We start from the raw sequence: 24,567 nt of genomic DNA on the forward strand, positions 1-24,567 counted from the left end.
CCGTGTCGGAGCAGGCACCCGCCGAGCGGCGCGCGCTGGTGACCGGGGCGACCAGCGGCATCGGCGCCGAGTTCGCCCGCCGGCTGGCCGCCGACGGGTGGGCCCTCGTGCTGGTGGCCCGCGACGCCGCCCGGCTGGCCGAGGCCGCCGCCGGGCTGACCGACCGGTACGGCCACCCCGTCGAGGTCCTCCCGGCGGACCTGTCCACCGACGACGGCTGCGCCGCCGTGGAGGCCCGGCTGGCCGACGGCTCCCCGGTCGAGCTGCTGGTCAACAACGCCGGCATCAGCCTCAACCAGCCCTTCCTGCGCTCGTCGGTGGCGGCGGAGGAGCGTCTGCTGCGGCTGAACGTGCACGCCGTGCTGCGGCTGACCCTGGCCGCGGTGGGTCCGATGATCCGGCGCGGCCGCGGGGTAGTGATAAATGTCTCTTCGGTTGCGGGCTTCGCCCCGGTCATGCCCGGGTCGACGTACCCGGCCAGCAAGGCGTGGGTCACCGCGTTCAGCGAGTCCGTGGATCTGTCCACCCGGCGCGGCGGGGTCCGCGTCATGGCACTCTGCCCCGGCTACACGCGTACGGGCGCGCACGAGCGGGTCGGCATCGACACCTCCGGAACACCCGGATTCCTGTGGCTGCAGCCGGCGCAGGTGGTCGACGAGGCCCTGCGTGACCTGCGGAAAGGCCGCTCCGTGAGCGTTCCGTCCGGGCGGTACAAGCTGGCCGTGGCCGGCATGCGGTACGCGCCCCGGAGCCTGCTGCGCCGGTTCACCCGGGACACCCGCGGGCGCGACGACCCCCGTTCGGGCTGAGCCGACGCACAGTACGACGCCGACGGACGGCCGCCACCGCCCGTCGCGGTCGCACAGAGTAGCCGGCATCGTCACCCGTCGGTCGCCCACATGGTTGAGCGGAGTGGACCCCGCACGCGCCTCCCAAACTTGCGCAGTACCCTCTATCGCCATGGAGGACCACGACGACCTGCGTAAATTCATCACCGACCTGGCCGTGGTCCACGGGCGGGTGGTGCTCTCCTCCGGGCGGGAGGCGGACTGGTACGTGGACCTGCGGCGCGTAACGCTCCATCACCGGGCGGCGCCGTTGGTAGGTAGGGCGCTGCTCGACCTGACCTCCGACTGGGAGTACGACGCCGTCGGCGGTCTGACCCTGGGCGCGGACCCGGTCGCGCTCGCCATGCTGCACGTCGCGTCGGAGATCGACCGTCCCCTCGATGCGTTCGTGGTACGGAAAGCGGGTAAGACGCATGGACTGCAACGTCGCATCGAGGGACCGGACGTGGCCGGACGACGGGTATTGGCGGTCGAAGATACGTCGACGACGGGTGGCAGCGTGCTGACCGCGGTGGAGGCACTGCGCGAGGCCGGGGCTCACGTCGTGGGCGTGGCGGTTATTGTTGATCGCGGAGCCGGGGACGCGGTTCGAGCCGCCGGACTGCCCTATCGGGCGGCCTTTACGCTGGCTGACCTCGGCCTTGTGGCCTAAAAGTTTGCCGATTCGGATCTGCTGATATGCAGGCGGATCGATGCTGCTGGTGGAAGGATGGAATACGTGGGAACTGCGTTGGCTGAAATGACCATGCCTCAGATCTCGCCGCTTGCCGGCGAGCCGATCGAACGTGCCGACGCCGAGCGTCTGGCGGGGGTCCTCAAGGCCCTTGCCGATCCCGCCCGGCTGCGGCTGCTCAGCCTGATCCAGTCGGCCCCCGAGGGGGAGGCCTGCGTGTGCGACCTGACCGCACCGCTCGGCCTCTCCCAGCCGACGGTCAGCCATCACCTGCGTATCCTCACCGAGGCCGGCTTGCTGGAGCGGGAGAAGCGCGGTGTCTGGGCGTACTACCGGCTGGTGCCGACCGCGATCGCCACGATCGCGGATCTGCTGACCCCGCCGCGTAAGCGGGCCACCAAGAAGGCCCGCTGAGGCTCTGCGCCGGGCCGTCCCGTACCGGGGACGGAGCCGGGTGGCGTGTCAGGGGTGGCGCCACCGGGCGGTGACGCCTGCCCGTCACCAGCAGCTGCCTTTCCAGCTCGCCGGAACGAACCTGTCCGGTCGCGGCTCGACGACGGCCGGCCCCCACCTCGGGGACCGGCCGTCGCCGTCGCGGCGTCGGTTCGGTTATGGCTGCTCGGAAAAGGGGTCAGCGACCTTCGCCGTGCTCCGGCCAGCGCCCGCCGCCCTGCGGCGGGTACGGCTGCTGCTGCGGCTGCCCGTACGGGTGCTGCTCGTGCGGGTGCTGCGGCTGGTCGTGGCGGCGGTGCTCGACGGCGTCCCGGGCCGCCTCGGCGACGCCTGCCACGGCCGCCGTGGCGACCACCGTCACGGCCTCGCCCCGCTTGCGCGCGCGCCGGTCGCGGAGGAACTCGAAGAAGATCGGCAGCACCGAGATCACGATGATCAGCGCGACCACCGGCAGGATGTACCTGTCGATCTTGTCGCCGATCGCCTCGTAGATCTGGTCGGCCAGCAGGTAGCCGATCAGCAGGATGCCGTCCACCCAGACGATCGCGCCGACCACGTTCCACAGGAAGAACTGCTTGGCCGGCATGCCGAGCACCCCGGCCACCGGGTTGAGGAACGTGCGGACGATCGGGATGAACCGGGCCAGCACCACGGCCTTGGCCGGGCCGAACTTCTGGAAGTAGTACTCGGCCTTCTCCACGTACTCCCGCTTGAACAGCCGGGAGTTGGGCTTGTCGAACATCCGCCGGCCGTACCGGGCGCCGAGCCAGTGCCCGAGCTGGGCGCCGACGATCGCGCAGATCGGCCCGCCGATCAGCAGCCCGGCCAGGGAGAGCCGGGTGCCGCTGCCGAAGATCGCGTCGGCCACCGGCGAGGCGGCGACGCCGGCCAGGAACAGCAGCGAGTCGCCCGGGAAGAAGAACCCGACCAGCAGGCCCGTCTCGGCGAACAGGATCACCCAGACGCCGACCAGGCCGAAGGTGTGAAGCAGGTCCTTCGGGTCGAGCGGGTTCAGGGCGAGGCTCTCGGAGACCGTCCGGGCCTTCTCTGCTGTGTCCACGGCCACACAGGTTACCCAACCCATCTGTGCCCCCGCGCCTGACCGGGCGGGCCGGCGCGGGGGTGGTGGCTCAGAGCCGGGGGTCGACCGACTCGGACTCGCAGGCGAGGATCGCGAAGACCAGCTCGTGGCGGCGCCAGAGCGGGGCGTCCGCCGCCAGCGCGTCCAGCGCGGCCAGGCCCAGGGCGTGCTCCCGCAGGGCCAGCCCGCGCTTGCGGCCCAGCGACCGGCGACGCAGCGCGGCGAGCTGCTCCGGCTCGGTGTAGTCCGGCCCGTAGATGAGCCGCAGGTACTCCCGGCCGCGGCACTTGATTCCCGGCTGGAGCAGGGAGCCCTTCGGCGATCTGGCGGCCAGCCCGGCGTACGGCTTGACGACCATGCCCTCCCCGCCGTCCGCGGTGAGCGCCAGCCACCATTCGGTGGCGGCGGCCTCGGCGGCGGCGTCGACCAGGTCGACGACCCGCCGCCGGGTGGCCGTGAAGGACTCCGGGTCCGCCGCGCGCAGCCGGTCCGCCAGGTCGAGGTGCCAGGCGTGGTCCCGGCCGGCGTGGCTGACCCCCGCGCCCGCGAGCACCGCGAACGGGGCGAGGGTCACCCCGCGCAGCCCCTCGGTCGGCCCCACGTACGCCCGGTACGCCGCCGAGTACGCCTCGACGTCCGCGCGTCGCCCGGCCATCCGCTCCCGGAGCCCCGCCACCGGCAGGCCCCGGCCGGCCGCCGCGTCGAGCGTGGCGAGCACCGCCGGCAGGGCGGCCCGCCCGGCCGCGCCCACGCCGGCGTACTGCTCGCGGATCAGCCCGCCCGCCTTCGCCGACCAGGGCAGCAGCTCGCAGTCGAGCAGCAGCCAGTCGGTGTCCAGCTCGGCCCACAGCCCGGCGGCGGTCACGGCCGCGCGGACCCGGGCCAGCAGCCCGGTGTCCAGCGGCGGCCCGAAGAACGGCCGGCCCGTGCGGGTGTGCACCACGCCGCCGCCGAACCGCCCACCGGCCTCGTCGCGCTCCACCAGCACCACGGCCCGCGAGCCCATGTGCTTCTCCTCGCAGACCACCCGGTCGACGCCCGCCGCCCGGTAGTCGGCGAACGCCTGCGCCGGGTGCTCCAGGAACCCGTCGACCGTCGACGTCGAGCAGGGGGCCATGGTCGGCGGCAGCCAGACCAGCCGGTGCGGGTCGACCGCGAACCGGCTCATCACCTCCAGCGCGGCGGCCGCGTTCTCCGCCGGCACGGTCAGCTTCCCGTACGCGTGCTCCACGTGCCGGCGGCCCGTGACGTCGCCCAGGTCCAGCACCGCGTCCGGGCGGGTCGGCGTCGGCGCGACCAGCGGCCGGGCCGGGGCGTACCACTCGGTGGGGGTTTCCGGGGAGCCCCGCCCGCTCCGGGCGGTCAGGCTTGATCCCTGCGCGGGCGGGGCTCCCCGGAAACCCTGTCGTGGTCCCGGCGTCGTCCGGGTGTCGCTGCCTTTTGTGGCGCTTGTCGGACATGGCGGTGCCCCGCCGGCCTCGTGGTCGGCGGGGCACCTGGGTTGTTGCTGTTGCCTGGTTTCTGTAAGGGTCTCTGTCAGGCGACGAAGCGGGTGCGGCGGCGCTTGGCCACCAGGTAGCCGCCCACGCCGGCCACGAGGAGCAGGGCGCCGATGCCGGCGATCAGGCCGGTGGAGGAACCGGTGATCGGCAGGGTGCCGCCGTCACCGCCGCCCTCGCCGCCACCGTCGCTGTCGTTGACCAGGATCTTCGCGATGTCGTTGGCCTTGTTCAGGTCCTCGCCCCGGCCCTCGGAAGCGTCGCTGTGGAACAGTTCGACCTCGCCCGTCAGCGCGCCGGCCTTGTCAATGCGCAGCGAGAACGGGAACGTCGCCTTCTTGCCCTTGCCGACGATCCCGTCCACGAAACAGGCGTACACGCTGCCTCCGGGCTTGCCGAGGTCCCCGCCCTCCTCGGCCTCGATGTCGAAGCAGTTCTCCGGCGCCTTGACGACGGTGGTGCCCTTGGGCACGGTCACCACCGCAGCCGTGAAGATGCCGTTCCCACCGGTGTTGATCGCTGCCGGCCCGTTGTTGGTGAAGCCGACCTCGAGCGGCATCGTCTTGCCCACCTTGGCCGTGACCGTGGCGCCGTCGGCCGCCACGTCGGCCTTCTGGTTGCCCTTCACCTTGATAGTGACCATGGTCTCGTTGTTGTACGGGTCGACGTCCGTCTGCGCGGCGCTGGACAGCGTCCCCGGGATGTCGGTCGGCTCCAGCTTGAGCATCCCGTCCGTGCCCTTGTCGCCGCTGAAATCGAAGTCTGCCCGGGCCTCCGCCCAGTCGGCGGGGGTGAGCCAGACGGCGAAGCCGACCTGCTCGTCCGGCGCCCATGCGTCGCCGGGGACGGTGAACCCGAACCCGGCATCGACCCGGGCGCCCGCGCCCGGCTTCAGCAGGTCGTCGAAGGTGCAGGCGAACATGTTGGGTGTGTAGAAGTTCGGCCCGCCGGTGCCGTACTCGCAGTTCTCGTACCGCTTGGACGGGGACAGGGCGTACGCGCCCCAGACGAGGAGCACGCTGCCGTCAACGGTCGTCTCGCCCCGGTTGGCCACGGCCAGGCGGGCCTTCATCGTCTCGCCCGGCCGGCCGGTGAGCGCCAGGGCCGTGTCCGACACCAGGTCCACACCCTCACCGATGGTGACGGTCGAGCGGAAGGAGGCGCTGGCGCCGCCCGGCGTGGTGACGGTGAACGCCAGCTCTCCCTCCTGACCCGGCTTCGACCCGTCGAGCGGCAGCACCGGAAACTGAATCACCGGCTGCTCGGGCTCCGCGTTGCGCACCTCGCACGTGATGACCGCCTTGTCCTCCTTGCAGAGGCCAGGGCCATCCGTCACCTGCACCTCGGCGAAGTCGTCGACCGCGCCGCGGTCGACGGTGACGGTGTACTCGGTGAGCGGCTGGTCGGTCAGGGCCCGCAGCGTGACCCACTTCTCGGGCCCGCCGGGTGCGACGGTGACGTTGTTGGCGAACAGGCCGAAGCCCTTGGCCTCTTGCACCTCGGCGAGGGTCACGTCGGCGGGGGTCGGGTCGGCGGCGGCGGGGGCGGCGGAGGCGGCGACGAACGCGCCTGCGACGCCGAGCCCGGCCAGCCAGCGCCGGGTGGAGCGCTTGAGCATCAGGGGGGTTCCTCCCGTGGAGATCAGGTGGAGCCCGTGGAGCTTAGGAAACGATTAAGCCGGCAGGTCACCCCGGTCGGGTGAATTCTTTTGAAACCGACCGAACGGCTGACAACATCTGCCGCAAGGGCCCACCGTCGCAACGTTCTGCCCGTCCGGTTCCGTCATCACAGGCAGGACACCGGGAGGTGCAGTGATGTACGAGGAGTTCGCCGACTCGCGGCTGACCGCGCTGCTGCGGTACGCGGTCATGCTGACCGGCGACCCGCATCAGGCGCAGGACCTGGTGCAGGAGACGATGGCGCGGGTCCAGTTGAACTGGCGCCGGGTGGTGCGGGCGGACTCGCCCGAGCGGTACGTGCGCCGGATGCTGACCAACCAGTACGTCGACTGGCGACGCGGAGGATCGACGCGGGCGCGGTGCTGACCTACCCGGTGCTGCGGGACCTCACCGACGCGCTCGACGGGGTGCGGCCCTGCTGCGGCGGGTCGACGAGCGGGGCGCGTTGACCGACCCGGTGCGGCTGTCGCGGCTGCTGGCCGAGGTGGCCCCGGACGTCACGGTCAGCCTCGCCGGCGGATCGTTGTTCGACCTGCTGCCGCTGGCGGCGAAGCTGAGGTCCATCGAGGCCGTCGGCCTCAGCCTGCCGACCGTCCCGGTCGACGCCCCGAGTTCCCAGCTCGCCCCGGATCCGGCCGCCGCCCCGGCGCTGCTCGCCGCGCTGCGCGAGGACCGGCTCGCCGAGTGGGTCGCCGCCCACCCCGAGCACGTCACCGTTTCGGTCAGCGGTAGTCGTCCTCGTCGCCCGCGACCACCCGGGCCTGCTCCATCGCGTCCCAGTCGCCGACCTCCAGGCCCCGGCTCGGCTCCGGCTCGCCGTCGGCCGGGTCGGTCGACATGGCCTGCTCGACGGCGTCGGCCGGGGGCGCCTCCGGGTCGCGCTCCTCCGGCGCGAGGTGCTCGCTCGGGGCGAAGTCCTCTTCGGGCTGAGCCATCGTCCCTCCCTGTCGATCCGGCGGAAAGCTACCCAACACCGTACGGGCTGGACGGGGTCCACGCTCGGCGGCGGCGGAAGCCGAGTCGCCCGAATCGCCCCTCCGGCCCCGACCCGCGGTGCCAGGATGGGTGCCGTGGGCTTCCTGATCCGGCTGGCGATCACCGCGGTCGCGCTGTGGATCACCGCGTTGGTGGTGCCCGGCGTCCAGTTGACCGGCCGCGGCGGGGGCGAGACGGCCCTGACCCTCGTGGTGGTGGCGCTGATCTTCGGCGTGGTCAACGCCGTGCTCAGGCCGGTGATCAGGGTGGTGGGCTGTGCCTTCTACCTGTTGACCCTGGGCCTGTTCGCCCTGGTGGTCAACGCGCTGCTGTTCCTGCTCACCGGCTGGCTCGCCCGCCAGTTGGACCTGCCGTTCCGGGTGGACGGTTTCTGGCCCGCCTTCTGGGGCGCCATCGTGATGGCGGTGGTGAGCTGGCTGATCAGCGTGGTGGTGCCGGACGCCCGGAGGGAGCGGTGAGCCGCCGACCCGATCCGGCCACGGTGTACGTACCGAAGGGTCGGTTGTGTCGGCCGGTTCCTGCTGCGGGATACTGCCGGCGGAGGACAGCGCGGTCCGGCGCACGCACGGAAGACAGCGGCCAGTACGGCCGAGAGCGGTAAGTAAGGAGCGTTCGACATGCCCATCGCTTCCCCCGAGGCTTACGCCGAGATGCTGGACCGGGCCAAGGCCGGCAGGTTCGCGTACCCCGCGATCAACGTGACCTCCTCGCAGACCCTGAACGCGGCGCTGAAGGGCTTCGCCGACGCGGAGAGCGACGGCATCATCCAGGTCTCCACCGGCGGCGCGGAGTACCTGTCCGGCCCGTCGGTCAAGGACATGGTCACCGGCTCCGTGGCGTTCGCCGCGTACGCCCACGAGGTCGCCAAGAACTACCCGGTCAACATCGCCCTGCACACCGACCACTGCCCGAAGGACAAGCTGGACAAGTTCGTCCGCCCGCTGATGGGGATCTCGCAGGAGCGCGTCAAGCGCGGCGAGGAGCCGCTGTTCCAGTCGCACATGTGGGACGGCTCGGCGGTTCCGGTGGCGGAGAACCTGGAGATCGCCGAGCAGCTCCTCGCGGAGGCCGCCAAGGGCAAGATCGTCCTTGAGATCGAGGTCGGCGTCGTCGGCGGCGAGGAGGACGGCGTCGAGAACGCCATCAACGAGAAGCTCTACACCACCGTCGAGGACGGCCTGGCCATGGTCGACGCGCTCGGCCTGGGCGAGAAGGGCCGCTACATGGCGGCGCTGACCTTCGGCAACGTGCACGGCGTGTACAAGCCGGGCAACGTCAAGCTCCGCCCCCAGGTGCTCCACGACATCCAGGTCGCGGTCGGCGCCAAGTACGGCAAGGAGAAGCCGCTCAGCCTGGTCTTCCACGGCGGCTCCGGCTCGCTGCTCTCCGAGATCCGCGAGGCGCTGGACTACGGCGTCGTGAAGATGAACATCGACACCGACACCCAGTACTGCTTCACCCGTCCGGTGGCGGACCACATGTTCCGCAACTACGACGGTGTGCTCAAGGTCGACGGCGAGGTCGGCAACAAGAAGATGTACGACCCGCGCGTCTGGGGCAAGGCCGCCGAGGCCGGCATGGCCGCCCGCGTCGTGGAGGCCTGCGAGGCGCTGCGCTCCGCGGGCACCAAGATGAAGTAGGGACGTACGACAACGGCGGCCGGCACCGAGAGCGGGTGCCGGCCGCCGTTCTGTGCGGAGTCCCCGTTGACGCCCGCGGTGGAGAAGGGCTCGTTCAGCCGGCCGTCAGCAGCCGGATCGCCTCGCGTACGTCGTCGGTGAGGTGCACCGTGCCGGACAGGTCACCGAACGGCGAGGCCGCCAGCAGCGGACGCAGCAGCGACTCGACCGGCAGCTCCCGGGTCCAGTACGCCCGGTCCAGGAAGACGTACGCGCCGCTCGCCCCGTCCGTGCCGTAGTACGTCTTCGTGGCCGCCTGGAACACCTCCTGCACGGTGCCCGCCCGCCCGGGCGCGAAGACGATCCCGCCCCGGGCCAGCCGCAGGATCGTGTCCTCCCGGATCGCGTTCGAGAAGTACTTGGCGATCCGCCCGGCGAACAGGTTCGCGGGCTCGTGGCCGTACAGCCAGGTGGGGATCGCGAGCCCGCCGGCCCGCGCCCAGCCCAGGTCCCCGCGCTGCCGGGGCACGCCCGACGGCGCCGCCCACCGGGCGCGGACCTCCAGCGCGGCGGCGGTGTAGCGCTCGTGGTCGGTGAAGTCCGGCGCGGTCGCCAGCAGATCGATCGCCGCCGTCAGCTCCTCCGCCGGTCGCGTCGACAGGTACGCCCCGAGGTTGGCCGCCTCCATCACGCCCGGCCCGCCGCCGGTCACCACCAGCCGGTCGGCCCGGGCCAGCTCCCAGCCCAGGACCGCCGCCATCCGGTACGGCACGCTGCCGCGCGGCACCGCGTGCCCGCCCATCACGCCCACCACCGACTGCGGCCCGCGCGCGGCCAGCCAGGCGCGGGTGGCGTCGACGAGCGCGTTGTCCACGCCGTGGTCGTGCAGCCGCTGGCCGAGCGCCTCCCGGACGTCGGGCAGCGCCCCGCCGTGCGCCCGGAAGTGCTCGTACACCCGGGTGTCGTACATGGCGGCGAAGCCGCCCTCGGCGAAGCCCGCGGCCAGGTCGTCCGGCGTGTAGAGGTGCGACGGCTGGGTCGGGTACGGCAGCCCGGAGAACGGCGGCACCACGTTCGCGCCGCGCCGGACCAGGTCCGCGCCCACCTCTCGGGAGGCGAAGCGGCAGCCGACGAAGAGGGTGCCGGTCACCTCCGTCCGGGTCAGGTCGGGAACCGGGTCGAGGTCGAGGCGCAGGCCCTGGACGGTCAACCCGGCCAGGGTGCCGGTGGTCAACCGCTGGTCGAACGCGCTGCGGGTCTCGACCTCGAGGGAGCTGGTGTCGGTCGGTTCGATGACGTCTGCGGGAGGTGGGGTCGGCACCAGGCCATCCTGCCCGCCCCGGGCAACCCGCCAAACCGGTCCCGGGCATCCCGTGCCGGTGCCGGACCGACGGAAGCCCGGCGGCCGGCCGCCGGGCTCCCGCGTAACCGGGTCCTGGGGAGGCTCCGGACCAATAGTTGTAGTGGAAAATACTGCCGGGCGGCATGGGCCGCAGGTGGGGTGGCGGGCACCACAGGCGTGACCAACGCCTCAGCCGTTCAGCCAGGCGGGTCCGCGGACCCCCTCGCGCGCCGCACCGCGAAGCGGGTTGAATGGGACGATGCAGAACCTGTTGCCTGAGCCGCCGGCCACCCTCCTACCGGCCGACGCCGACGCCGACGCCGCGCTCGCCGACGCCGCCGAGGCCGGCACCGACGAGGCGTACGCCCCGGTCGCGGCCAGCTTCCCCAGCTACAGCGCGGCCTGGGGTGCGCTCGCGAGCCGGGCCCTGGCCGCCGGCCAGGTCATCCCGGCGTACGCGTACGCCCGGACCGGCTACCACCGCGGCCTCGACCAGCTGCGCCGCAGCGGCTGGAAGGGGCACGGCCCCGTGCCCTGGTCCCACGCGCCCAACCGGGGCTTCCTCCGCTGCCTCTACGTGCTCTCCCGCGCCGCGGGCGAGATCGGCGAGGCGGACGAGGCCGCCCGCTGCGCCCAGTTCCTGCGCGACTGCGACCCGGCGGCCGCGGACGCGCTGGCCAGCAACTGACCCGTCCCCGCCGACCGACCACGGCCGGTCCGACGGCTCGTCGGGCCGGCCGTGGTGCCGCTCAGAGGCCCTCGGCCACCGCTGCGGCGATCTTCAGCCAGGCGTCCCGGGTGGCCGAGGAGAGCTGCCCGTACCGGAGCGGCTCGCCCGTGTCGATCAACCTCTCGTATGGTGCCAGCAGCACCGCCCGGGTTCGGGCGGCGAAGTGGTCCTGGATGGCCGGCAGGTCGATCTCCTTGCGCGACGGCGGCATGGACACCACCGTCACCGCCTGCCGGACCAGCCGCTGCCGCCCGCTCTGCTCCAGATGGTCGAGCATCCGGGCGGCGGTCTCCGCCGAGTCGTTCCGAGCCGACATGGTGACCACCAACTGGTCGGTGGCGTCCATCGCGGCCTGCCAGTTCTGCGCCCGGACGTTGTTCCCCGTGTCCACGAAGATCAACTTGTAGAACCGGCTGACCACCTCCCGGATCTCGGCGAACGCCGAGGCGGTGAGCATCTCCCCGCCGGTCGCCGACTCGTCCGAGGCGAGCACGTCGAACATCCCCTCGCCCTGCGAGCGCACGTACTGCGACAGGTCGCCGACGCGCCCGTGCGCGCCCTGGAACTGACCCAGGTCGCGCAGCAGGTCCCGCACGGTGCGGGAGTGGAAGTCCTGCTGGGCGCGCATCCCGAGCGTGCCCTGGGTCTCGTTGTTGTCCCAGGCGAGCACGTAGCCGCCGCGCTTCTGGCCGAACGTCATGGCCAGCAGCAGGATGGCGACCGTCTTGCCGGCGCCGCCCTTGGGATTCACCACGGTCACCTGGCGCAGGCCGCCGAAGTTGCGCCGCACCATCTCGATGTCGCGGCGCAGCTCCTGCTCGTGCCGGCCGGGTGCGAGTCGGACCAGGCCCATCCGGTTCACCACCGCCCGTACGCCCATCGTGGCCAGCGGCTCGGCCGGCCGCGCCTGGCGGCGCCGGGCGAAGTCCTCGGCGGTCGGCGGGACGTGCGTGCCCGGCGCCCAGGCCTGGTCCGGGTAGCCCGGCGGCACCCGGGTCACCCCGTCCGCCTCCTGGTACGGCGGCTGCGGCGCGGGCGGCTGGCCCTGCTGCGGCCAGGCCGGCGGGTGCCAGCCGGGCGTCCCGGGCTGCGCCACCCCCGTCTCGCCGGGCTGGGCCGGCCCGGGGCCCCACCCCACCGGCGGGGCGGCGCCCACGTACCCGGGCGCGTACGGGTCGGCCGGCGCTCCCGCGACGGGCGGGTACGCGGTCGGCGTCAGCGGACCGGGCGGGTTCAACACCGGCGGGTACGGTCCGGGCGGATGCGCCGGAGCCGGCTGCCCAGCCCCCTCCACCTGCTGCCCGGCCCCCTCTACCGGCTGCCCGGCGATCTCGGTCGGTGGGGCGGGTGCCTCGGTCGGCGGGAACGGCTGGTGCGCTGGCTGCCCCGCCCGTACGGCCTCGGGGCCGTCGATCGTGGGCGGTCGCACCGTCTCGGGGCCGCCGCTCACCGGTGGGTGCACCGTCTCGGGGCCGCCGCTCGCGGAGGGCCGCGGCGCCTCCGCGCCGCCGTTCGCGGGCCGCTGCGGCGGCAGCGCCCACGGCGACTCGCCGGGTCCACGTACGCCGCCGTTCGTCCTGCCCGTATCCGCCGCCGGATGCGTCTCGGCCGGCGCGTCCGGCGCCGGCTCGACCGACTCGACCTGCCCATCCGCCGCCGCCCCGTCGGGCGCGGCCGCCTCGACGGGCCCGCTCGCCACCCAATCGGGCGCGGCCGCCTCACCCTGCCCGTTCGCCGCCGCCCCGTCGGAGGTGGCTGCCTCGGCAGGGTCCGCCACCGGCTGACCAACGTCGAACGTCGGGCCCGCCGTCGTCCAGCGGGCGTCGGCCGCCGCCGATCGGCCCTCGGCCGTCCCGCTCGCCGGTCCGCCCTCGGCGGTGCCGTTCGCGGTTCGGGATCCGGCGGTGCCGCCCGCGGCCTCGGGTTCGGCGGTGCCGCCCACGGCCTGGGGTTCGGCGGTGCCGCCCGTCGACGCCTCGGCGGCGACCCGCCCGTCCATCGTGAAGGGAAGGTTCAGGTCCACGGGCGCGGGCGCGGGCTGGGCGGCCTGCGTCCCGACGCCGGGCCGGCGTGGCGCGTACCCGCTGTGCGGGTCGAGCGACGGATACATCTGCGCCGCGAGGCTCGGGTACGCGTCCCGCGCGTCCGTCGCGTCCGCGTACCCGTGCTGCGGATCGGCGTACCCGTCGCCGGCGGCGTGCGGCGCGACGGTGGCCGGCGGGCGAGGGGCCGCCGGCCAGCCGGCCTCGGCCTGCGGCGGGGCGGGTGCGGCCGGCCCGGGATCGCTCGGGTCCGGTCGCCACAGCGGTTCGATGTCCCGCTCCGGCGCCGGCTGCTGGCCGGGTACGTGGACCCGGTCGACGTTCTCGTCCACGACGGTTCCTTCCCATTCCTCCTGCCGAGGATAGGCCCCCGCGGCGGAGCCGCCCGGCCATCGACGCCGGGGCGGGTGATCGCCGCCGACCCGCGCCGGCGGTCCGGCCTGCGGGATCAGGCCGTCCAGACCGCCCAGGCGCCCGGCTCGATCCACCAGGACCGCTTGCGGCTCAGTTCCCCCGCGGCCCCGTCGTCGAGGTACGGCACCCGCTCGTCGCGCGGGATGACGGCCACCGCCCGGCCCCGGGCCCGGCGCACCTCGAAACGCACCCGCTTCCTGCCGAGCAGCGAGCGGGTCACCACGGGCACGGCCACCGCCACCTCCACCACGCCGTCCGTCGGGTCGGCGGTGGTGAGCAGCGGCAGCCCGTCGAGCTGGGCGTACCCGCCCGCGTTGCCGACCGCGCACGCCAGCAGCGGATCGTCGCCGTCCGAGAGCACCGCGTCGTCGACCTCCACCCGGCCCCGCCAGGGCAGCGGACGACCGGCCTCGTCGGCCGCGCCGAGCAGCGCGCCGTCCAGTGTCACCGAGCCACCGTCGTTGCGCAGCAGGTCGAGCCGACGCGGGTTGCCGTCGAGCACCGCGGCGGCCACCGCCGCCGGGTCGCGCGGCAGCCCGAGCTGAGCGGCCAGGTCCCGCTGCTCGCCGCCCCGGGCGGGATCGAGCGGGAGTACGCCGACCGGCGGCAGGTCCGGCACCGTACGGTCGCCGGGCAGGTCGTCGGGGCGGCGGCTGGGCGGCGGAGCGTACCGGCGGACGAGTCGGCGCAGGACGGCGCGCAACTGGGCGTCGCTCGCCGTGGCGACGACCAGCCGGGTCTTGGAGTCCGGGTCGGGCCAGGTGAGGCCGTCGGGGCGGGGCGGGCCGTCGAGCCGGGCCAGCACCTCGTCGATCTCGGCGTCGGAGCGGGCGGTGACCGTCTCGACGCGGGCGCCCCGGGCGGTGAGCGCGTCGGCGCAGGCCAGCACCGGCACCCGGGGAGTCTCGCAGCGCTCGTCGGCCTTCCCGGCGTCGTCGGCCTTCCCGGAGTTGGTCTTTTCGGAGTCGGTCTTCTCCGGGCTCTCGGTCGCGACGCCGCAGCAGGCTCCGCCGCTGCCGCACCCTCCGCCGGGAGCGTCCCGCTCCGAGCCGAGAGTGAGCAGCACCACGTCGTACACGAAGCCTCCCGACCTCCCGCCGCGACCCCTGCCGGCCACGCCGTCACTACTTGTTAGCCTGACACCCCGGGCTCGCTGACCGGTCGCCACCTGGCACCCGAGCCTTCTGAAGGCGGTGGAGATGCCAGCGATCGTGCTCCTCGGCGCCCAGTGGGGCGACGAGGGCAAGGGCAAGGTTACCGACCTGCTCGGCGAGCGGGTCGACTACGTCGTGCGCTACTCCGGCGGCAACAACGCCGGGCACACCGTCATTACGCCGGACGGGCAGAAGTACGCCCTGCACCTGATGCCGTCGGGCGCGCTCTCGCCGAACGCGATGATCGTCATCGGCAACGGCGTGGTGGTCGACCCGAAGGTGCTGCTGACCGAGATCGACGGGCTCGCCGAGCGCGGGGTCGACGTGTCCCGGCTGCGGATCTCCGGCGACGCGCACCTGATCATGCCGCACCACCGGGCGCTGGACCGGGTCGTCGAGCGCTACCTCGGCTCGTCCCGGATCGGCACCACCGGCCGCGGCATCGGGCCGGCGTACGGGGACAAGGTCGCCCGGATGGGCATCCGGCTGCAGGACCTGCTCGACCCGGGCATCCTGCGCAAGAAGCTGGAACTCGCGCTGCGCGAGAAGAACCAGATCCTGTTCAAGGTCTACAACCGCAAGGCGATCGACGTCGACGCGACCGTCGAGGAGTACCTGGAGTACGCCGAGCGGCTGCGGCCGTACATCGCGGAGACCCGGGTGATGCTCTGGGACGCCCTGGACCGCGGCGAGACGGTGCTGCTGGAGGGTGCCCAGGCCACCATGCTCGACATGGACCACGGCACGTACCCCTTCGTCACCTCGTCGAACCCGACGGCCGGCGGGGCGTGCGTGGGCGCGGGCATCCCGCCGACGGCGATCAGCAGGGTCATCGCGGTGAGTAAGGCGTACACGACGCGGGTCGGCTCGGGCCCGTTCCCGACGGAGCTGTTCGACGACAACGGCCAGCACCTGCGCAAGGTCGGCCACGAGTACGGCACCACCACGGGCCGGGAGCGCCGGTGCGGCTGGTTCGACGCGGTCGTCGCCCGGTACGCCTGCCGCCTCAACGGCGTCACCGACCTGGTCGTCACGAAGCTGGACGTGCTGACCGGCATGCCGAAGGTGCCGATCTGCGTCGGGTACGAGATCAACGGCGAGCGGTTCGACGACATGCCGATGACGCAGACCGACTTCCACCACGCCAAGCCGATCTACGAGGAGCTGGACGGCTGGTGGGAGGACATCACGACGGCCAGGACCGAGGCCGAGCTCCCGGAGAACGCCCGCCGTTACATCGCCCGCATCGAGGAGCTGTGCGGCACCCGGGTCAGCGTGGTCGGCGTCGGGCCGGGCCGCGAGGAGAACGTAACCCGCCACCCCCTCCTCCCGTGACCCCGAGCCCCGCCCGATCGCCGGCTCCCTAACCCTCCTCGGTGATCAAGAGAAATGAGTCACGAGACCGGCTCGTGACGACATAAAGCTCTTGATCACCGAGGAAGGGTGGTTCCGGGCAGAAGCGGTATCCGAGTTTTCCACAGGGTTATCCACAGGGGTCGAGCTGGGGCGGGTTGCTGGGGCAGCTTGGGTCAGGTGACGCCTCTCGAACTCGTCCGGCGGGTCGCCGCCGAGCAGGACGGAATGGTCACCGCCGCCCAGGCGTTGGCTGCCGGGCTGACCAGGACCAGGTTCGCCACCTGTGTCGCTCCGGTCGATGGACGCGTATCGCACGTGGATGTTTCGTCCCGGCCGAGAGCGTCGCCGGTGCGGGACCGGGGCTTACCCCTGCCGGCATGCGCCGTGCCCGCATCCGAGCCGCCGTCGCCTGTCTCGGGCCAGGCGCCTTCGCCGTCCTGGACACGGCCCTCGAGCTGCACCGCATTGCCGGGCTGCCCCGAAGTTCGGCGATTCATGCCTCCGTGCCGGTGGCCCGCCCCCGGCCCCAGCGACTCAGCGACCCCTTGCTCGTCGTCCATCAGTTGACGACGGCACCTGGCGACATCGTCCAAGTGTCCGGTATCCCGGTCACGTCACCGCTGCGTACGGTGACCGATGTGATACTCCGCCAGAGCCGGTATCCGGCGGTGGCGGTGCTCGACTCGGCATTGAACCGTCGGCTCCTGACCGACGAGGACCTGGCGGCGGTCCCCGCACTGATGCGGGGTCGGCGGGGCGCGGTGGCCGCGCGGGCGTACCTCGCGGACGCGGACGGTCGGGCGCAGTCGCCGCTCGAGACACGGGCGCGCCTGCGGTGCGTCGACGGCGGCGTCCCACCGGACGTGCTGCAACTAGAGGTCCGCGACGAGGAAGGTCGCCTGCTCGGCATCGGCGACCTGGGCTGGCGCGCGGCGTGGCTGATCGCCGAGGCCGACGGCAACGGCCCGCATGCCGCGCTGGACGCCCTCTTCGCGGACCGTCGTCGCCAGAACCGTCTGGTCAACGCGGGGTGGCGGATCCTACGCTTCACCTGGGCCGACACCCTTCATCCGGACTACATTCCGCGCACCGTCCGCCGCGCGATGTCCGCCCACCACTGACGCCTCCCCACGCGGCGGCTGCGGCGGCGGGCAATCTTCTGATCAAGACGTTTGCGTCATACGGGCGATCAACTTTGACGTAAATCTCTTGATCACGAGCGCGACGGAGGTGGCGCGGGTGGGGTGGGTAGGATTTGACAGCGTGCGGGTACTTCTTCTGGGTGGTGGGGGGCGTGAGCATGCGCTCGCCCTCGGGCTGGTGGCCGATCCGGCCGTTGAGGCGCTGATCGCCGCGCCGGGGAATCCCGGCATCGCCGGCGTGGCCGAGCTGCGGCAGACCGACCCCGCCGATCCGGCCGCCGTCGCCGCGTTGGCCGTCGAGGCCGCCGCCGACCTGGTCGTGATCGGCCCGGAGGCGCCGCTGGTCGCCGGGGTGGCCGACGCCGTACGGGCCAAGGGGATCCCCGTGTTCGGCCCGTCCGCCGAGGCGGCCCGGCTGGAGGGCTCGAAGGCGTTCGCCAAGGACGTGATGACCGCCGCCGGCGTGCCGACCGCCCGCGCGTACACCTGCACCGATCCGGGAAGCGTCGCGAAGGCGCTGGACGAGTTCGGGGCGCCGTACGTGGTGAAGAACGACGGGCTCGCCGCCGGTAAGGGCGTCGTGGTGACCAGCGACCGGGCGGTCGCTGAACAGCACGCTCAGGAGTGCGGCCGGGTGGTGATCGAGGAGTACCTGGCCGGTCCGGAGGTCTCCCTCTTCGTGGTCACCGACGGCGAGGCGGCGGTGCCGCTGCTGCCGGCGCAGGACTTCAAGCGGGTCGGCGACGGCGACTCCGGCCCGAACACCGGCGGCATGGGGGCGTACGCTCCGCTGCCCTGGGCGCCGCCCGGCCTGGTCGACGAGGTGATGCGGGACGTCGTCCACCCGACCCTGGCCGAGATGCGCCGCCGGGGCACCCCGTTCGCCGGGCTGCTCTACGTCGGGCTGGCGATCACGGCTGCGGGCCCCCGGGTGATCGAGTTCAACGCGCGCTTCGGCGACCCGGAGACCCAGGTCGTCCTCGCGCTGTTGGAGACCCCGCTCGCCGGCCTGCTGCACGCCGCGGCGACGGGCACCCTGGCCGCGCACCCGCCGCTGCGCTGGCGCGAGGGCGCGGCGGTGACCGTGGTGGTCGCCGCCGAGAACTACCCCGCCGCCCCGCGCACCGGCGACGTGATCACCGGCGCCGACCGTCCGGGCGTCATCCACGCCGGCACCGTCCGCCGGGCCGCCGACGGCGCGTTGCTCTCCGCCGGCGGCCGGGTCCTCTGCGGTACGGCCACCGGCCCCACCCTGGCCGCCGCGCGCGACGCCGCGTACGCGCTGGTGGACGGCATCGACCTGGCCGGCTCCCACCATCGCACCGACATCGCGGCCGCGGCCGTCGACGGCCGGATCACGGTACCGGCGAGCTGACCGGGCGGCGTCGGGGTGAACCCCGTCAGCCGTAGTAGCGGCGCAGCTCGCGCGCCAGCACCTTGCCCGTGGCGTTGCGGGGGAGGTACCTGACGAAGACCACGTCCCGGGGCACCGAGAAGCGGGCCAGGTAGTGGCGGACGTACTCGCGGACCGCCTCCGGGTCGAGGGTCTCGCCGGGGTGCAGGGCGAGGAACGCGGCGAGCCGCTGGCCGTACTCCGCGTCCGGTACGCCGATCACGGCGGCCTCCCGGACCTGGGGCAGCCGGGAGATCAGGTCCTCCACCTCGGACGGGAAGACGTTCTCCCCACCGGAGACGATCATGTCGTCGGCCCGGCCGTCGACGAAGAGCAGCCCGTCGGGGTTGAGCCGGCCGAGGTCCCCGGTGTCCAGCAGCCCGTTGTGCGACTCGCGCCCGGCGCCCGAGGTGTAGCCCTCGAACAGCATCTCGTTGCCGACGAAGATCCGGCCGACCCGGCCGGGGGTCACCGGCCGGCCCTCGTCGTCGAGGACGCGCAGCCGGGTGCCGTGCGGCGGCCGGCCGGCGGCGGTGGGGGCGGCGCGCAGGTCGTCCGGGGTCGCGATCGACGCCCAGGAGACCTCGGTCGAGCCGTACAGGTTGAACAGGACGTCGCCGTACGCGTCCATGAATCTCGTGGCGAGCCCGCCGGGCAGCGCCGACCCGCTCACCGCGACCACCTTCAGCGGCGGCCGCGGGTCCGGCACCGGCATCTCCAGCAGCCGTTGCAGCATCACCGGTACGGCGAACATCGCGTCGCAGCGCCGCGCCAGCAGCGCGTCCAGCGTCGCGGCGGGGTCGAAGCGGCGGTGCAGCACGATGGTCGCCCGCAGGGCGAGGCAGACCTGGAGGGCGGCGTACCCCCAGGTGTGGAACAGCGGCGCGGCGATCAGCACGGTGTCCCGGACGTGCAGCGGGATGCGGTCGACGATGGACACCAGCGGGCCGAAGCCGCTTGGCGTGGGGCGGCGTGCCCCCTTGGGCGCGCCGGTGGTGCCGGACGTCAGGACGATCGTCCTGCCGTCGCGCGGCGGCGGCTGGAGGCCGCCCGGCGGCGCCCCGGCGACCAGTTCCTCCAGCCGGGCCTCGTCGACCCGCTGCACCTCGGCGGGGAGCCCGGGGACGCGTTCGGCGAACTCGTCGTCGTGCACCAGCACCCGCAGCGACTGCTCGTCGGCGACGGTGGCGAGCTGCGCGGCGGAGAGCCCGGTGTTGACCAGCACGGCGTCCGCGCCGAGCAGGGTGCTGGCCACCATGGCCTCGACCAGGCCGTGGTGGTTGCGGCAGAGCAGGCCGACCCGGTCCCCGGCCTGGACGCCGAGGCCGCCGCGCAGGGACCGCGCCAGCCGTTCCGCCCGGTCGAGCAGCTCCCGGTACGTCAGCGCGGCGCCGCTCTCGTCGACGAGGGCGGCGCGGCCCGGGTCCCGGGCCACGGCCTGGCGCAGTTCGCCCGCGAGGCTCCAGCCCCACCTGCGCAGCGCGTTGAGCTGGGAGACGACCCGGATCGGGCCGCCCGGGGCGAGCAGCCCGCGCCGGGTCAGCGTGGCGACGGTGAAGGGTAGTTCCATCCGCGGGCCTCCTTCGCTGCTGAACGGAGGGCCCCCATCCGGGGACTCTTTCGCCGGGCGCCTCCTCCATCGTGCATCGCCGGCCGGGCCGCCGCCGGGTTGGCAGGTGTCGGGCGGGGTCGGAGCGGGCCCGGTCGAGCCGTTCCAGCAGGGCCTCCCGCTCGCCGAGCAGGCAGCGCCCCGGCACCCGCACGCCGTCGAGGAAGACGTCCGCCGTGTGCGAGGCCCGCAGGCCCAGCTTGCGCAGCTTCCGGGTCGCGCTCAACCCCGGGGTCCCCGGGGGTACGACGAACGCGGCCTGCCCGCGCGTCCCACTCGGCGGCGGCCTGGCGCACGACCTCGGCGGCGAAGCCGTGCACCCAGTCCCGTAGGTCCCGCTGTTCCTCGTTCAGGTCGAGCGAGAACTCGGCCATGTCAGGCCTTGGGGATGTCGAACAGGTTGGCGATGTTCGCGGCGAGGCCCAGGTCGCCCTTGGCCTTCAGCTTGCCGGTCATGAACATCATGACGGGGTTGCCGCCGCCGGAGACGACCTTCAGGAACTCGACCGGGCCCATGGTGAGGCTCAGCTTCGGGTCGTGCTGGGGGGTCTGGTTGACCGTGCACGCGCCGTCGGCGATGGCGACCTCGTACGTGTCGGTGCCGCCGTCGGGGCGGCCGGTGATGTTCCAGTGGATCACGGCGTTGGTGGAGCCGGCCCGGTCGGCGCGGAACAGCGACGGCATCCGGCCGAAGACCTCGTCCAGGATCTTGCCGCGGAGGTCGCCGGACATCACCTCGGCGATCTTGTCGTCGGGGGTGGACTTGACCAGCTGCGCGAACTCCTTCGGGCCCACGTTGGCGAAGTTGGCCGGGTCGAAGTCAGTCATGGGGATGTACCTTCCGGGCGACGACTGTGGTTACTCTCGCGTAACCTTACGTACGAGTAGGTATGCTCGCAAGGTGTCCGGCACACCCACCTTCAAGCGCCTTCCCCGGGCCGTACGCGAGCAGCAAATGCTCGACGCGGCCGTCCGGGTCTTCTCCCGACGTGGCTTCCACGCGGCCAGCATGGACGAGATCGCCGAGGTTGCCGGCATCTCGAAGCCCATGGTGTACGCGTACCTGGGCACCAAGGAGGAACTGTTCATCGCCTGCCTGCACCGGGAGGGCACCCGGATGACGGAGGCCATCGCCGGGGCGGCCGCCCCCGACCTGGCCGCCGACGAGCGGCTCTGGCGCGGGCTCCGCGCGTTCTTCGGCTTCGTCGGCGCGCACCGGGACGGCTGGGCCGTGCTCTACCGGCAGGCCCGGGGCTCGCAACCGTTCGCCGCCGAACTGGCCGCCATGCGGGCCCGCCTCGTCGAGGTGGTGGCGGGGATGCTCGACCACGCGCTGCGCGCCAGGGGGCGCGAGGTCGGCGAGACCGACCTGGAGGTCGTCGCGTACGCCCTGGTCGGCGCGAGCGAGTCGCTGGCCGACTGGCTCGCCGACCACCCGGACGCCGACGCGGAGAAGACCGCCACCCGGATGATGAACGTCGCCTGGCTGGGCGCGGACCAGCTTCTCCGCGGCGTCACCTGGCGCCCGCCCCAGGGGTAAGGAAGGGCCCCTTGTTGACGCATTCGGTAGAGCAGGGGTCCCTTGTCAACACCCGCCGCATGAGGCCAGCGCCCTCGTCAGCGCCCGGCGGCGGCACGCCGGTGGGCGCGGCGGCGCAGCCGACGTACCGCCTCCACGAGCAGGGTGACCAGCAGCGCGAGGCCGATGCCGGCCAGGAGTCCCTTGACCGGGTCCCGCTCGAAGGCCAGGCCGCCGTAGTAGCCGAGCAGTGCGCAATAGGTGGCCCAACTGCTCGCCGCCACGACGTCGTAGAGCAGGAAGCGGAGCAACGGGTAGCGGACCGCCCCCATGGTGAGGGTGACGGCCGTCCGCCCGCCGGGGACATACCGCGCGGTGGTCAGGATGAGCCCGCCGTGCCGGCCCACCGCTCGGCGGGCCCACTCCGAACCGGCCCGGCGGCGGCTGGCCGCGGGCAGCCGCGCGAGCCGCTGCGCGCCCCCGCGCCGGCCGATGCCGTACGAGCAGTGGTCGCCCGCCAGCGCGCCGAGCACCGCCACGACGATCACCAGGGCCAGTGCCGGGTGCCCGCCCGCCGCGAACACCCCGGCGGTGATCACCACGGTCTCGCCGGGCACCGCCGGGAAGACGGCGTCCACCGCGGTTACCACGAAGATCACCAGATAGACCCACGGCGAGGTGATCGTGCCGTGGAGCACGTCGAGCACCGGCTGCATGTCCCCATGCTCGACGGGCAGCGTGTTAGGAAGGGGCCCTTCCTATTTCCTATACAAAAGGCGTTAACAAGGTGCCCTTCCTTACCGCCTTGCCCTCGGCGGTGGGCGAGTGGGAAAGAAGCTCCACCCGAGCCCCCAGCGCCTCCTCCACGGCGGCGGGCCAGTCGGCCGGCGCGTCGTCGTCGTAGACGGGGCGGGCGCGCAGCAGGCGGGCGGTGAGCGCGGCCTGCCGGTCCAGGTCACCCGGCGGGCCAGGCTCCAGCCGGTCGATGGTGTCGTAGCGGCGGCACAGCCGCAGTCGCGGATGCCGATGGGCCCGGCCGCCCGCGGATCGCGCCGGGCCGGCCAGGTCCAGGTGGGTCAGCGCCAGGCCGTCGACCCCGCCGGCCACGTCGAGGGCGTACCGGTGGGAGACCGCGTCGAAGTGGCCGAACCGGAACCGGCCCTGCCAGGGGTTGGTCGGGTTGCGCGGGTCGGCCAGCGGCAGCGTCGGGTCCTCGGTGACCAGCGGGCCCGGGCCGTGCCGGGTGGTCACGACCCGCAGTACGCCCAGCCGCCGCGCCTCGCCCGCCAGGCCCGCCTCGGCGAGCAGGCCGTCGGCGTTGGCGAAGGTCGTCGTGCTCCACGTCGTGTACGGGTGGAAGCCGTGCCACTCGTCGAGGAGCACCCCCTGCGCGCCCTCGAACACGCAGGTCCCGGCGCGCAGCACCCCGGCCAGGTACGCCCGGTCGACGATCGCCACCCGCCCGGCGAACCCGGTGAACGCGGGCAGGCAGTCCTCGACCGGGGGCGCGTCCAGCGGGCCGAGTTCGGCGGTGAGCCGGTCCCGCAGCGCGGCCAGCCGGCGGCGCAGCAGCGCCGGGGTGCGGCAGTCGGCCACCCGGGGCGCCTCGTCGGGGTGGGCGAGGCCGTACGCGACCGCCTCGCCCACCCCCAGCCCGCAGGAGCCGTGCCGGTCGGCCCCCCGGGCGATCTCCCGGGCCCGGTTGGCGGCCCGGTGGTACGGCGTCGCCAGCAGCGCCTCCCCGTCGACCGTGAGCCGGTCGAGCGCGTCCGGCACCCCCACCGCGGCGAGGTGGTCGGCCTCGGCGGCCAACGCCAGCGGGTCCACCACCACGTGCCGCGACAGGTGGGTACGCACCCCGGGGCGGAACGTCCCCGCCCCGAACTGCGCGAACGTGTGGTGCCGCCCGTCGGGCAGGACGACGTTGTGTGCCGCCTGCGCGCCCCCGTTGAAGCGGACCACCGTGTGGACCGGCCGGGTCGCGCAGAGCCAGTCCACGACGGTGCCCTTGCCGGCGTCGCCGTAGCCGAGGTCGACCACGATGGTGTGGTTCACAGCCGCGTGACCCCTCCCCGCCTGGTCCCCGGCGCGGGCAGCGGCGAGACGTCGGTGCGCCGGCCGCCGCCCAGCCGGGCCAGCGCCTTCGACACCGTGCCCGTGGCCGCCGACCCGGCCCGGCGCAGGTCCCGCAGCCCCTCGTCCAGGTCGATGGCCTGCTCGCCGAGGCCGATGGTGAGCGCGATGGTCTCGCAGACCGCGTCCAGGTCGTCGAGCTCGACGGCGTTCTGCCCGAGCAGGCCCCGCCAGAAGTCCAGCACCTTCCGGCTGCCCGCGTACGCGCTGCCGGCCGGGAGCAGGTAGTACGTGTCCCAGCGCCGGGTCACCTCGTCCACGACCTGCCGCAGCGGCACGTCCTCGCGCAGATCGTCGCCGATCAGGCGGGCCACCTCGCGGGCCTTCGCCCGGGGGTAGGCCAGCTCGTCGCCGATGACGAACAGGTAGCCGCGCCGGCCCCGCTTCTCCCAGCAGTCCGTCACGGTGTGCCGGGCCATGTAGTACAGCGCCAGCTCGTACGACTCCGTCATCTGGCCGCCACCGCCGCCCTCCAGCACGATCCGGCCGAGGTCGTCGTCCATGCGGTTGTCCGACTCGAACTGCCCGACCTGCAACGGCACCCGGTCGCAGGTGGCGTCGCCGATCGCCCCGAACATGATCTGCGGGTCGCGGGCGTAGCCCTGCCGCAGCAGCAGCCCGAGCAGCTGCGGCAGCTTGGTCTGGAGCACGCGCGGCACGTTGCCCATCGAGCCGGTCACGTCGAAGAGCACGGCGATCGCCAGCGACTGCGGGTGCTCGTCCGAGTCGCGGCTCTCGCGTACGGCGCCGCGCGGGTCGAGCGCGGGGTGCACCTTGCGGGCGCCGCTGTCGCTGTAGGAGAAGGCGCTGGCGCCGGTGGCCCGGCGGTAGCGGTCGGCGGCGTCGTACACGTCGGTGGACCAGATTCCGCTGCCCATGGCAGCC

23 protein-coding genes and 2 pseudogenes are annotated in these 24,567 nt (G+C 73.4%); 11 read left to right on the forward strand and 14 right to left on the reverse strand.

Annotation, left to right across the window (positions count from 1 at the left end; all coding sequences use genetic code 11):
• The first annotated feature begins 2 nt into the window (after positions 1-2).
• The 3 genes from ACGFIZ_RS01690 (at position 3) to ACGFIZ_RS01700 (ending at position 1,935) form a co-directional block, all read left to right on the forward strand.
• On the forward strand, positions 3-809 hold the full coding sequence (locus ACGFIZ_RS01690) for an SDR family NAD(P)-dependent oxidoreductase (RefSeq protein WP_393414544.1): 807 nt from the start codon (positions 3-5) through the stop codon (positions 807-809).
• Positions 810-960: 151 nt separating this feature from the next.
• Positions 961-1,500: an orotate phosphoribosyltransferase gene (gene pyrE / locus ACGFIZ_RS01695; RefSeq protein ID WP_393414547.1), complete on the forward strand. Its 540-nt coding sequence runs from the start codon at positions 961-963 to the stop codon at positions 1,498-1,500.
• 57 nt (positions 1,501-1,557) lie between these two features.
• Positions 1,558-1,935, forward strand: a complete 378-nt coding sequence (locus ACGFIZ_RS01700) for a helix-turn-helix transcriptional regulator (protein WP_007073957.1) — start codon at positions 1,558-1,560, stop codon at positions 1,933-1,935.
• Positions 1,936-2,152: 217 nt separating this feature from the next.
• Here ACGFIZ_RS01700 and ACGFIZ_RS01705 read toward each other — a convergent pair whose 3' ends face one another.
• From ACGFIZ_RS01705 to ACGFIZ_RS01715, 3 genes and pseudogenes are all read right to left on the reverse strand, one after another.
• Complete coding sequence (locus ACGFIZ_RS01705; protein WP_393414550.1) at positions 2,153-3,058, reverse strand: DedA family protein; 906 nt, start codon at positions 3,056-3,058, stop codon at positions 2,153-2,155.
• 46 nt (positions 3,059-3,104) lie between these two features.
• Positions 3,105-4,379 (reverse strand): annotated as a pseudogene (locus ACGFIZ_RS01710) (polynucleotide kinase-phosphatase); the annotation flags it as partial.
• A gap of 212 nt (positions 4,380-4,591) precedes the next feature.
• The gene (locus tag ACGFIZ_RS01715) at positions 4,592-6,172 is read right to left on the reverse strand and encodes an LPXTG cell wall anchor domain-containing protein (RefSeq protein WP_393414553.1); all 1,581 of its coding nucleotides are present in this window, start codon (positions 6,170-6,172) and stop codon (positions 4,592-4,594) included.
• A 196-nt stretch (positions 6,173-6,368) separates the two neighbouring features.
• Here ACGFIZ_RS01715 and ACGFIZ_RS01720 point away from each other — a divergent pair, with 196 nt between their 5' ends.
• Positions 6,369-6,599, forward strand: coding sequence for a sigma factor (locus ACGFIZ_RS01720; protein WP_393414556.1), 231 nt, complete (start codon positions 6,369-6,371; stop codon positions 6,597-6,599).
• Between the two features lies 1 nt (position 6,600).
• On the opposite strand, the gene ACGFIZ_RS01725 is transcribed toward ACGFIZ_RS01720, so the two are convergent.
• Positions 6,601-6,933, reverse strand: a complete 333-nt coding sequence (locus ACGFIZ_RS01725) for a hypothetical protein (protein WP_393414559.1) — start codon at positions 6,931-6,933, stop codon at positions 6,601-6,603.
• Positions 6,934-6,955: 22 nt separating this feature from the next.
• Positions 6,956-7,168 (reverse strand): hypothetical protein, encoded by a 213-nt coding sequence (locus tag ACGFIZ_RS01730; protein ID WP_393414561.1) that lies wholly within the window; start codon positions 7,166-7,168, stop codon positions 6,956-6,958.
• Positions 7,169-7,294: 126 nt separating this feature from the next.
• On the opposite strand from ACGFIZ_RS01730, the gene ACGFIZ_RS01735 reads away from it, so the two are divergent.
• Both ACGFIZ_RS01735 and fbaA read left to right on the forward strand, forming a co-directional pair.
• Positions 7,295-7,687: a phage holin family protein gene (locus ACGFIZ_RS01735; RefSeq protein ID WP_393414564.1), complete on the forward strand. Its 393-nt coding sequence runs from the start codon at positions 7,295-7,297 to the stop codon at positions 7,685-7,687.
• 159 nt (positions 7,688-7,846) lie between these two features.
• Positions 7,847-8,869, forward strand: a complete 1,023-nt coding sequence (gene fbaA, locus ACGFIZ_RS01740; protein ID WP_347666288.1) for a class II fructose-bisphosphate aldolase — start codon at positions 7,847-7,849, stop codon at positions 8,867-8,869.
• A gap of 94 nt (positions 8,870-8,963) precedes the next feature.
• Here the strand turns inward: fbaA and ACGFIZ_RS01745 are convergent, their stop codons facing one another.
• Positions 8,964-10,169, reverse strand: a complete 1,206-nt coding sequence (locus tag ACGFIZ_RS01745) for an LOG family protein (RefSeq protein WP_393414568.1) — start codon at positions 10,167-10,169, stop codon at positions 8,964-8,966.
• Between the two features lie 280 nt (positions 10,170-10,449).
• On the opposite strand from ACGFIZ_RS01745, the gene ACGFIZ_RS01750 reads away from it, so the two are divergent.
• Positions 10,450-10,878, forward strand: coding sequence for a DUF3151 domain-containing protein (locus ACGFIZ_RS01750; RefSeq protein WP_347666286.1), 429 nt, complete (start codon positions 10,450-10,452; stop codon positions 10,876-10,878).
• Positions 10,879-10,939: 61 nt separating this feature from the next.
• On the opposite strand, the gene ACGFIZ_RS01755 is transcribed toward ACGFIZ_RS01750, so the two are convergent.
• Together ACGFIZ_RS01755 and ACGFIZ_RS01760 are read right to left on the reverse strand one after the other, a co-directional pair.
• Positions 10,940-12,697: a chromosome partitioning protein gene (locus tag ACGFIZ_RS01755; RefSeq protein ID WP_393414868.1), complete on the reverse strand. Its 1,758-nt coding sequence runs from the start codon at positions 12,695-12,697 to the stop codon at positions 10,940-10,942.
• Between the two features lie 713 nt (positions 12,698-13,410).
• Entirely contained in the window at positions 13,411-14,454 is a 1,044-nt protein-coding gene (locus ACGFIZ_RS01760; RefSeq protein ID WP_393414573.1) for a hypothetical protein, read from the reverse strand.
• A 121-nt stretch (positions 14,455-14,575) separates the two neighbouring features.
• Between ACGFIZ_RS01760 and ACGFIZ_RS01765 the strand changes: the two genes are divergently transcribed.
• The 3 genes from ACGFIZ_RS01765 to purD all read left to right on the forward strand — a co-directional run bounded on the left by ACGFIZ_RS01765 (position 14,576) and on the right by purD (position 18,403).
• Positions 14,576-15,865: an adenylosuccinate synthase gene (locus tag ACGFIZ_RS01765; RefSeq protein ID WP_347666283.1), complete on the forward strand. Its 1,290-nt coding sequence runs from the start codon at positions 14,576-14,578 to the stop codon at positions 15,863-15,865.
• 398 nt (positions 15,866-16,263) lie between these two features.
• Positions 16,264-17,007, forward strand: a complete 744-nt coding sequence (locus ACGFIZ_RS01770) for a hypothetical protein (RefSeq protein ID WP_393414576.1) — start codon at positions 16,264-16,266, stop codon at positions 17,005-17,007.
• A gap of 142 nt (positions 17,008-17,149) precedes the next feature.
• Positions 17,150-18,403, forward strand: coding sequence for a phosphoribosylamine--glycine ligase (gene purD / locus ACGFIZ_RS01775; protein WP_393414579.1), 1,254 nt, complete (start codon positions 17,150-17,152; stop codon positions 18,401-18,403).
• Positions 18,404-18,428: 25 nt separating this feature from the next.
• Here the strand turns inward: purD and ACGFIZ_RS01780 are convergent, their stop codons facing one another.
• From ACGFIZ_RS01780 to ACGFIZ_RS01790, 3 genes and pseudogenes are all read right to left on the reverse strand, one after another.
• The gene (locus ACGFIZ_RS01780) at positions 18,429-19,991 is read right to left on the reverse strand and encodes an AMP-binding protein (RefSeq protein WP_393414581.1); all 1,563 of its coding nucleotides are present in this window, start codon (positions 19,989-19,991) and stop codon (positions 18,429-18,431) included.
• 121 nt (positions 19,992-20,112) lie between these two features.
• A pseudogene (locus ACGFIZ_RS01785) lies at positions 20,113-20,313 on the reverse strand (acyl-CoA dehydrogenase); the annotation flags it as partial.
• Positions 20,314-20,405: 92 nt separating this feature from the next.
• Complete coding sequence (locus ACGFIZ_RS01790) at positions 20,406-20,858, reverse strand: SCP2 sterol-binding domain-containing protein (RefSeq protein WP_393414584.1); 453 nt, start codon at positions 20,856-20,858, stop codon at positions 20,406-20,408.
• 73 nt (positions 20,859-20,931) lie between these two features.
• Here ACGFIZ_RS01790 and ACGFIZ_RS01795 point away from each other — a divergent pair, with 73 nt between their 5' ends.
• The gene (locus ACGFIZ_RS01795) at positions 20,932-21,570 is read left to right on the forward strand and encodes a TetR/AcrR family transcriptional regulator (RefSeq protein ID WP_393414587.1); all 639 of its coding nucleotides are present in this window, start codon (positions 20,932-20,934) and stop codon (positions 21,568-21,570) included.
• Between the two features lie 77 nt (positions 21,571-21,647).
• Here the strand turns inward: ACGFIZ_RS01795 and ACGFIZ_RS01800 are convergent, their stop codons facing one another.
• From ACGFIZ_RS01800 to ACGFIZ_RS01810, 3 genes are read right to left on the reverse strand one after another with little or no spacing between them, the layout of a single operon-like run.
• On the reverse strand, positions 21,648-22,265 hold the full coding sequence (locus tag ACGFIZ_RS01800) for a DedA family protein (RefSeq protein ID WP_393414590.1): 618 nt from the start codon (positions 22,263-22,265) through the stop codon (positions 21,648-21,650).
• Between the two features lie 49 nt (positions 22,266-22,314).
• Positions 22,315-23,604, reverse strand: a complete 1,290-nt coding sequence (locus tag ACGFIZ_RS01805; RefSeq protein WP_393414593.1) for an adenylosuccinate synthetase — start codon at positions 23,602-23,604, stop codon at positions 22,315-22,317.
• On the reverse strand, positions 23,601-24,560 hold the full coding sequence (locus ACGFIZ_RS01810; protein ID WP_393414596.1) for a hypothetical protein: 960 nt from the start codon (positions 24,558-24,560) through the stop codon (positions 23,601-23,603). The genes ACGFIZ_RS01805 and ACGFIZ_RS01810 overlap by 4 nt, the downstream gene beginning before the upstream one ends.
• Between the last annotated feature and the right edge of the window lie 7 nt (positions 24,561-24,567).

Source organism: Micromonospora sp. NPDC048830, assembly GCF_043198215.1.
GTDB lineage: Bacteria > Actinomycetota > Actinomycetes > Mycobacteriales > Micromonosporaceae > Micromonospora.

What these genes read in the sequence shown, in the direction of transcription:
- ACGFIZ_RS01780 (WP_393414581.1), bottom strand. Translation starts at nt 19,991, where the DNA reads ATGGAACTACCCTTCACCGTCGCCACGCTGACCCGGCGCGGGCTGCTC.
- ACGFIZ_RS01770 (WP_393414576.1), top strand. Translation starts at nt 16,264, where the DNA reads ATGCGCCGTGCCCGCATCCGAGCCGCCGTCGCCTGTCTCGGGCCAGGC.
- ACGFIZ_RS01720 (WP_393414556.1), top strand. Translation starts at nt 6,369, where the DNA reads ATGTACGAGGAGTTCGCCGACTCGCGGCTGACCGCGCTGCTGCGGTAC.
- ACGFIZ_RS01790 (WP_393414584.1), bottom strand. Translation starts at nt 20,858, where the DNA reads ATGACTGACTTCGACCCGGCCAACTTCGCCAACGTGGGCCCGAAGGAG.
- ACGFIZ_RS01730 (WP_393414561.1), bottom strand. Translation starts at nt 7,168, where the DNA reads ATGGCTCAGCCCGAAGAGGACTTCGCCCCGAGCGAGCACCTCGCGCCG.
- ACGFIZ_RS01705 (WP_393414550.1), bottom strand. Translation starts at nt 3,058, where the DNA reads ATGGGTTGGGTAACCTGTGTGGCCGTGGACACAGCAGAGAAGGCCCGG.
- pyrE (WP_393414547.1), top strand. Translation starts at nt 961, where the DNA reads ATGGAGGACCACGACGACCTGCGTAAATTCATCACCGACCTGGCCGTG.
- ACGFIZ_RS01800 (WP_393414590.1), bottom strand. Translation starts at nt 22,265, where the DNA reads ATGCAGCCGGTGCTCGACGTGCTCCACGGCACGATCACCTCGCCGTGG.
- ACGFIZ_RS01810 (WP_393414596.1), bottom strand. Translation starts at nt 24,560, where the DNA reads ATGGGCAGCGGAATCTGGTCCACCGACGTGTACGACGCCGCCGACCGC.
- ACGFIZ_RS01765 (WP_347666283.1), top strand. Translation starts at nt 14,576, where the DNA reads ATGCCAGCGATCGTGCTCCTCGGCGCCCAGTGGGGCGACGAGGGCAAG.
- ACGFIZ_RS01715 (WP_393414553.1), bottom strand. Translation starts at nt 6,172, where the DNA reads ATGCTCAAGCGCTCCACCCGGCGCTGGCTGGCCGGGCTCGGCGTCGCA.
- fbaA (WP_347666288.1), top strand. Translation starts at nt 7,847, where the DNA reads ATGCCCATCGCTTCCCCCGAGGCTTACGCCGAGATGCTGGACCGGGCC.
- ACGFIZ_RS01735 (WP_393414564.1), top strand. Translation starts at nt 7,295, where the DNA reads ATGGGTGCCGTGGGCTTCCTGATCCGGCTGGCGATCACCGCGGTCGCG.
- ACGFIZ_RS01750 (WP_347666286.1), top strand. Translation starts at nt 10,450, where the DNA reads ATGCAGAACCTGTTGCCTGAGCCGCCGGCCACCCTCCTACCGGCCGAC.
- ACGFIZ_RS01700 (WP_007073957.1), top strand. Translation starts at nt 1,558, where the DNA reads ATGGAATACGTGGGAACTGCGTTGGCTGAAATGACCATGCCTCAGATC.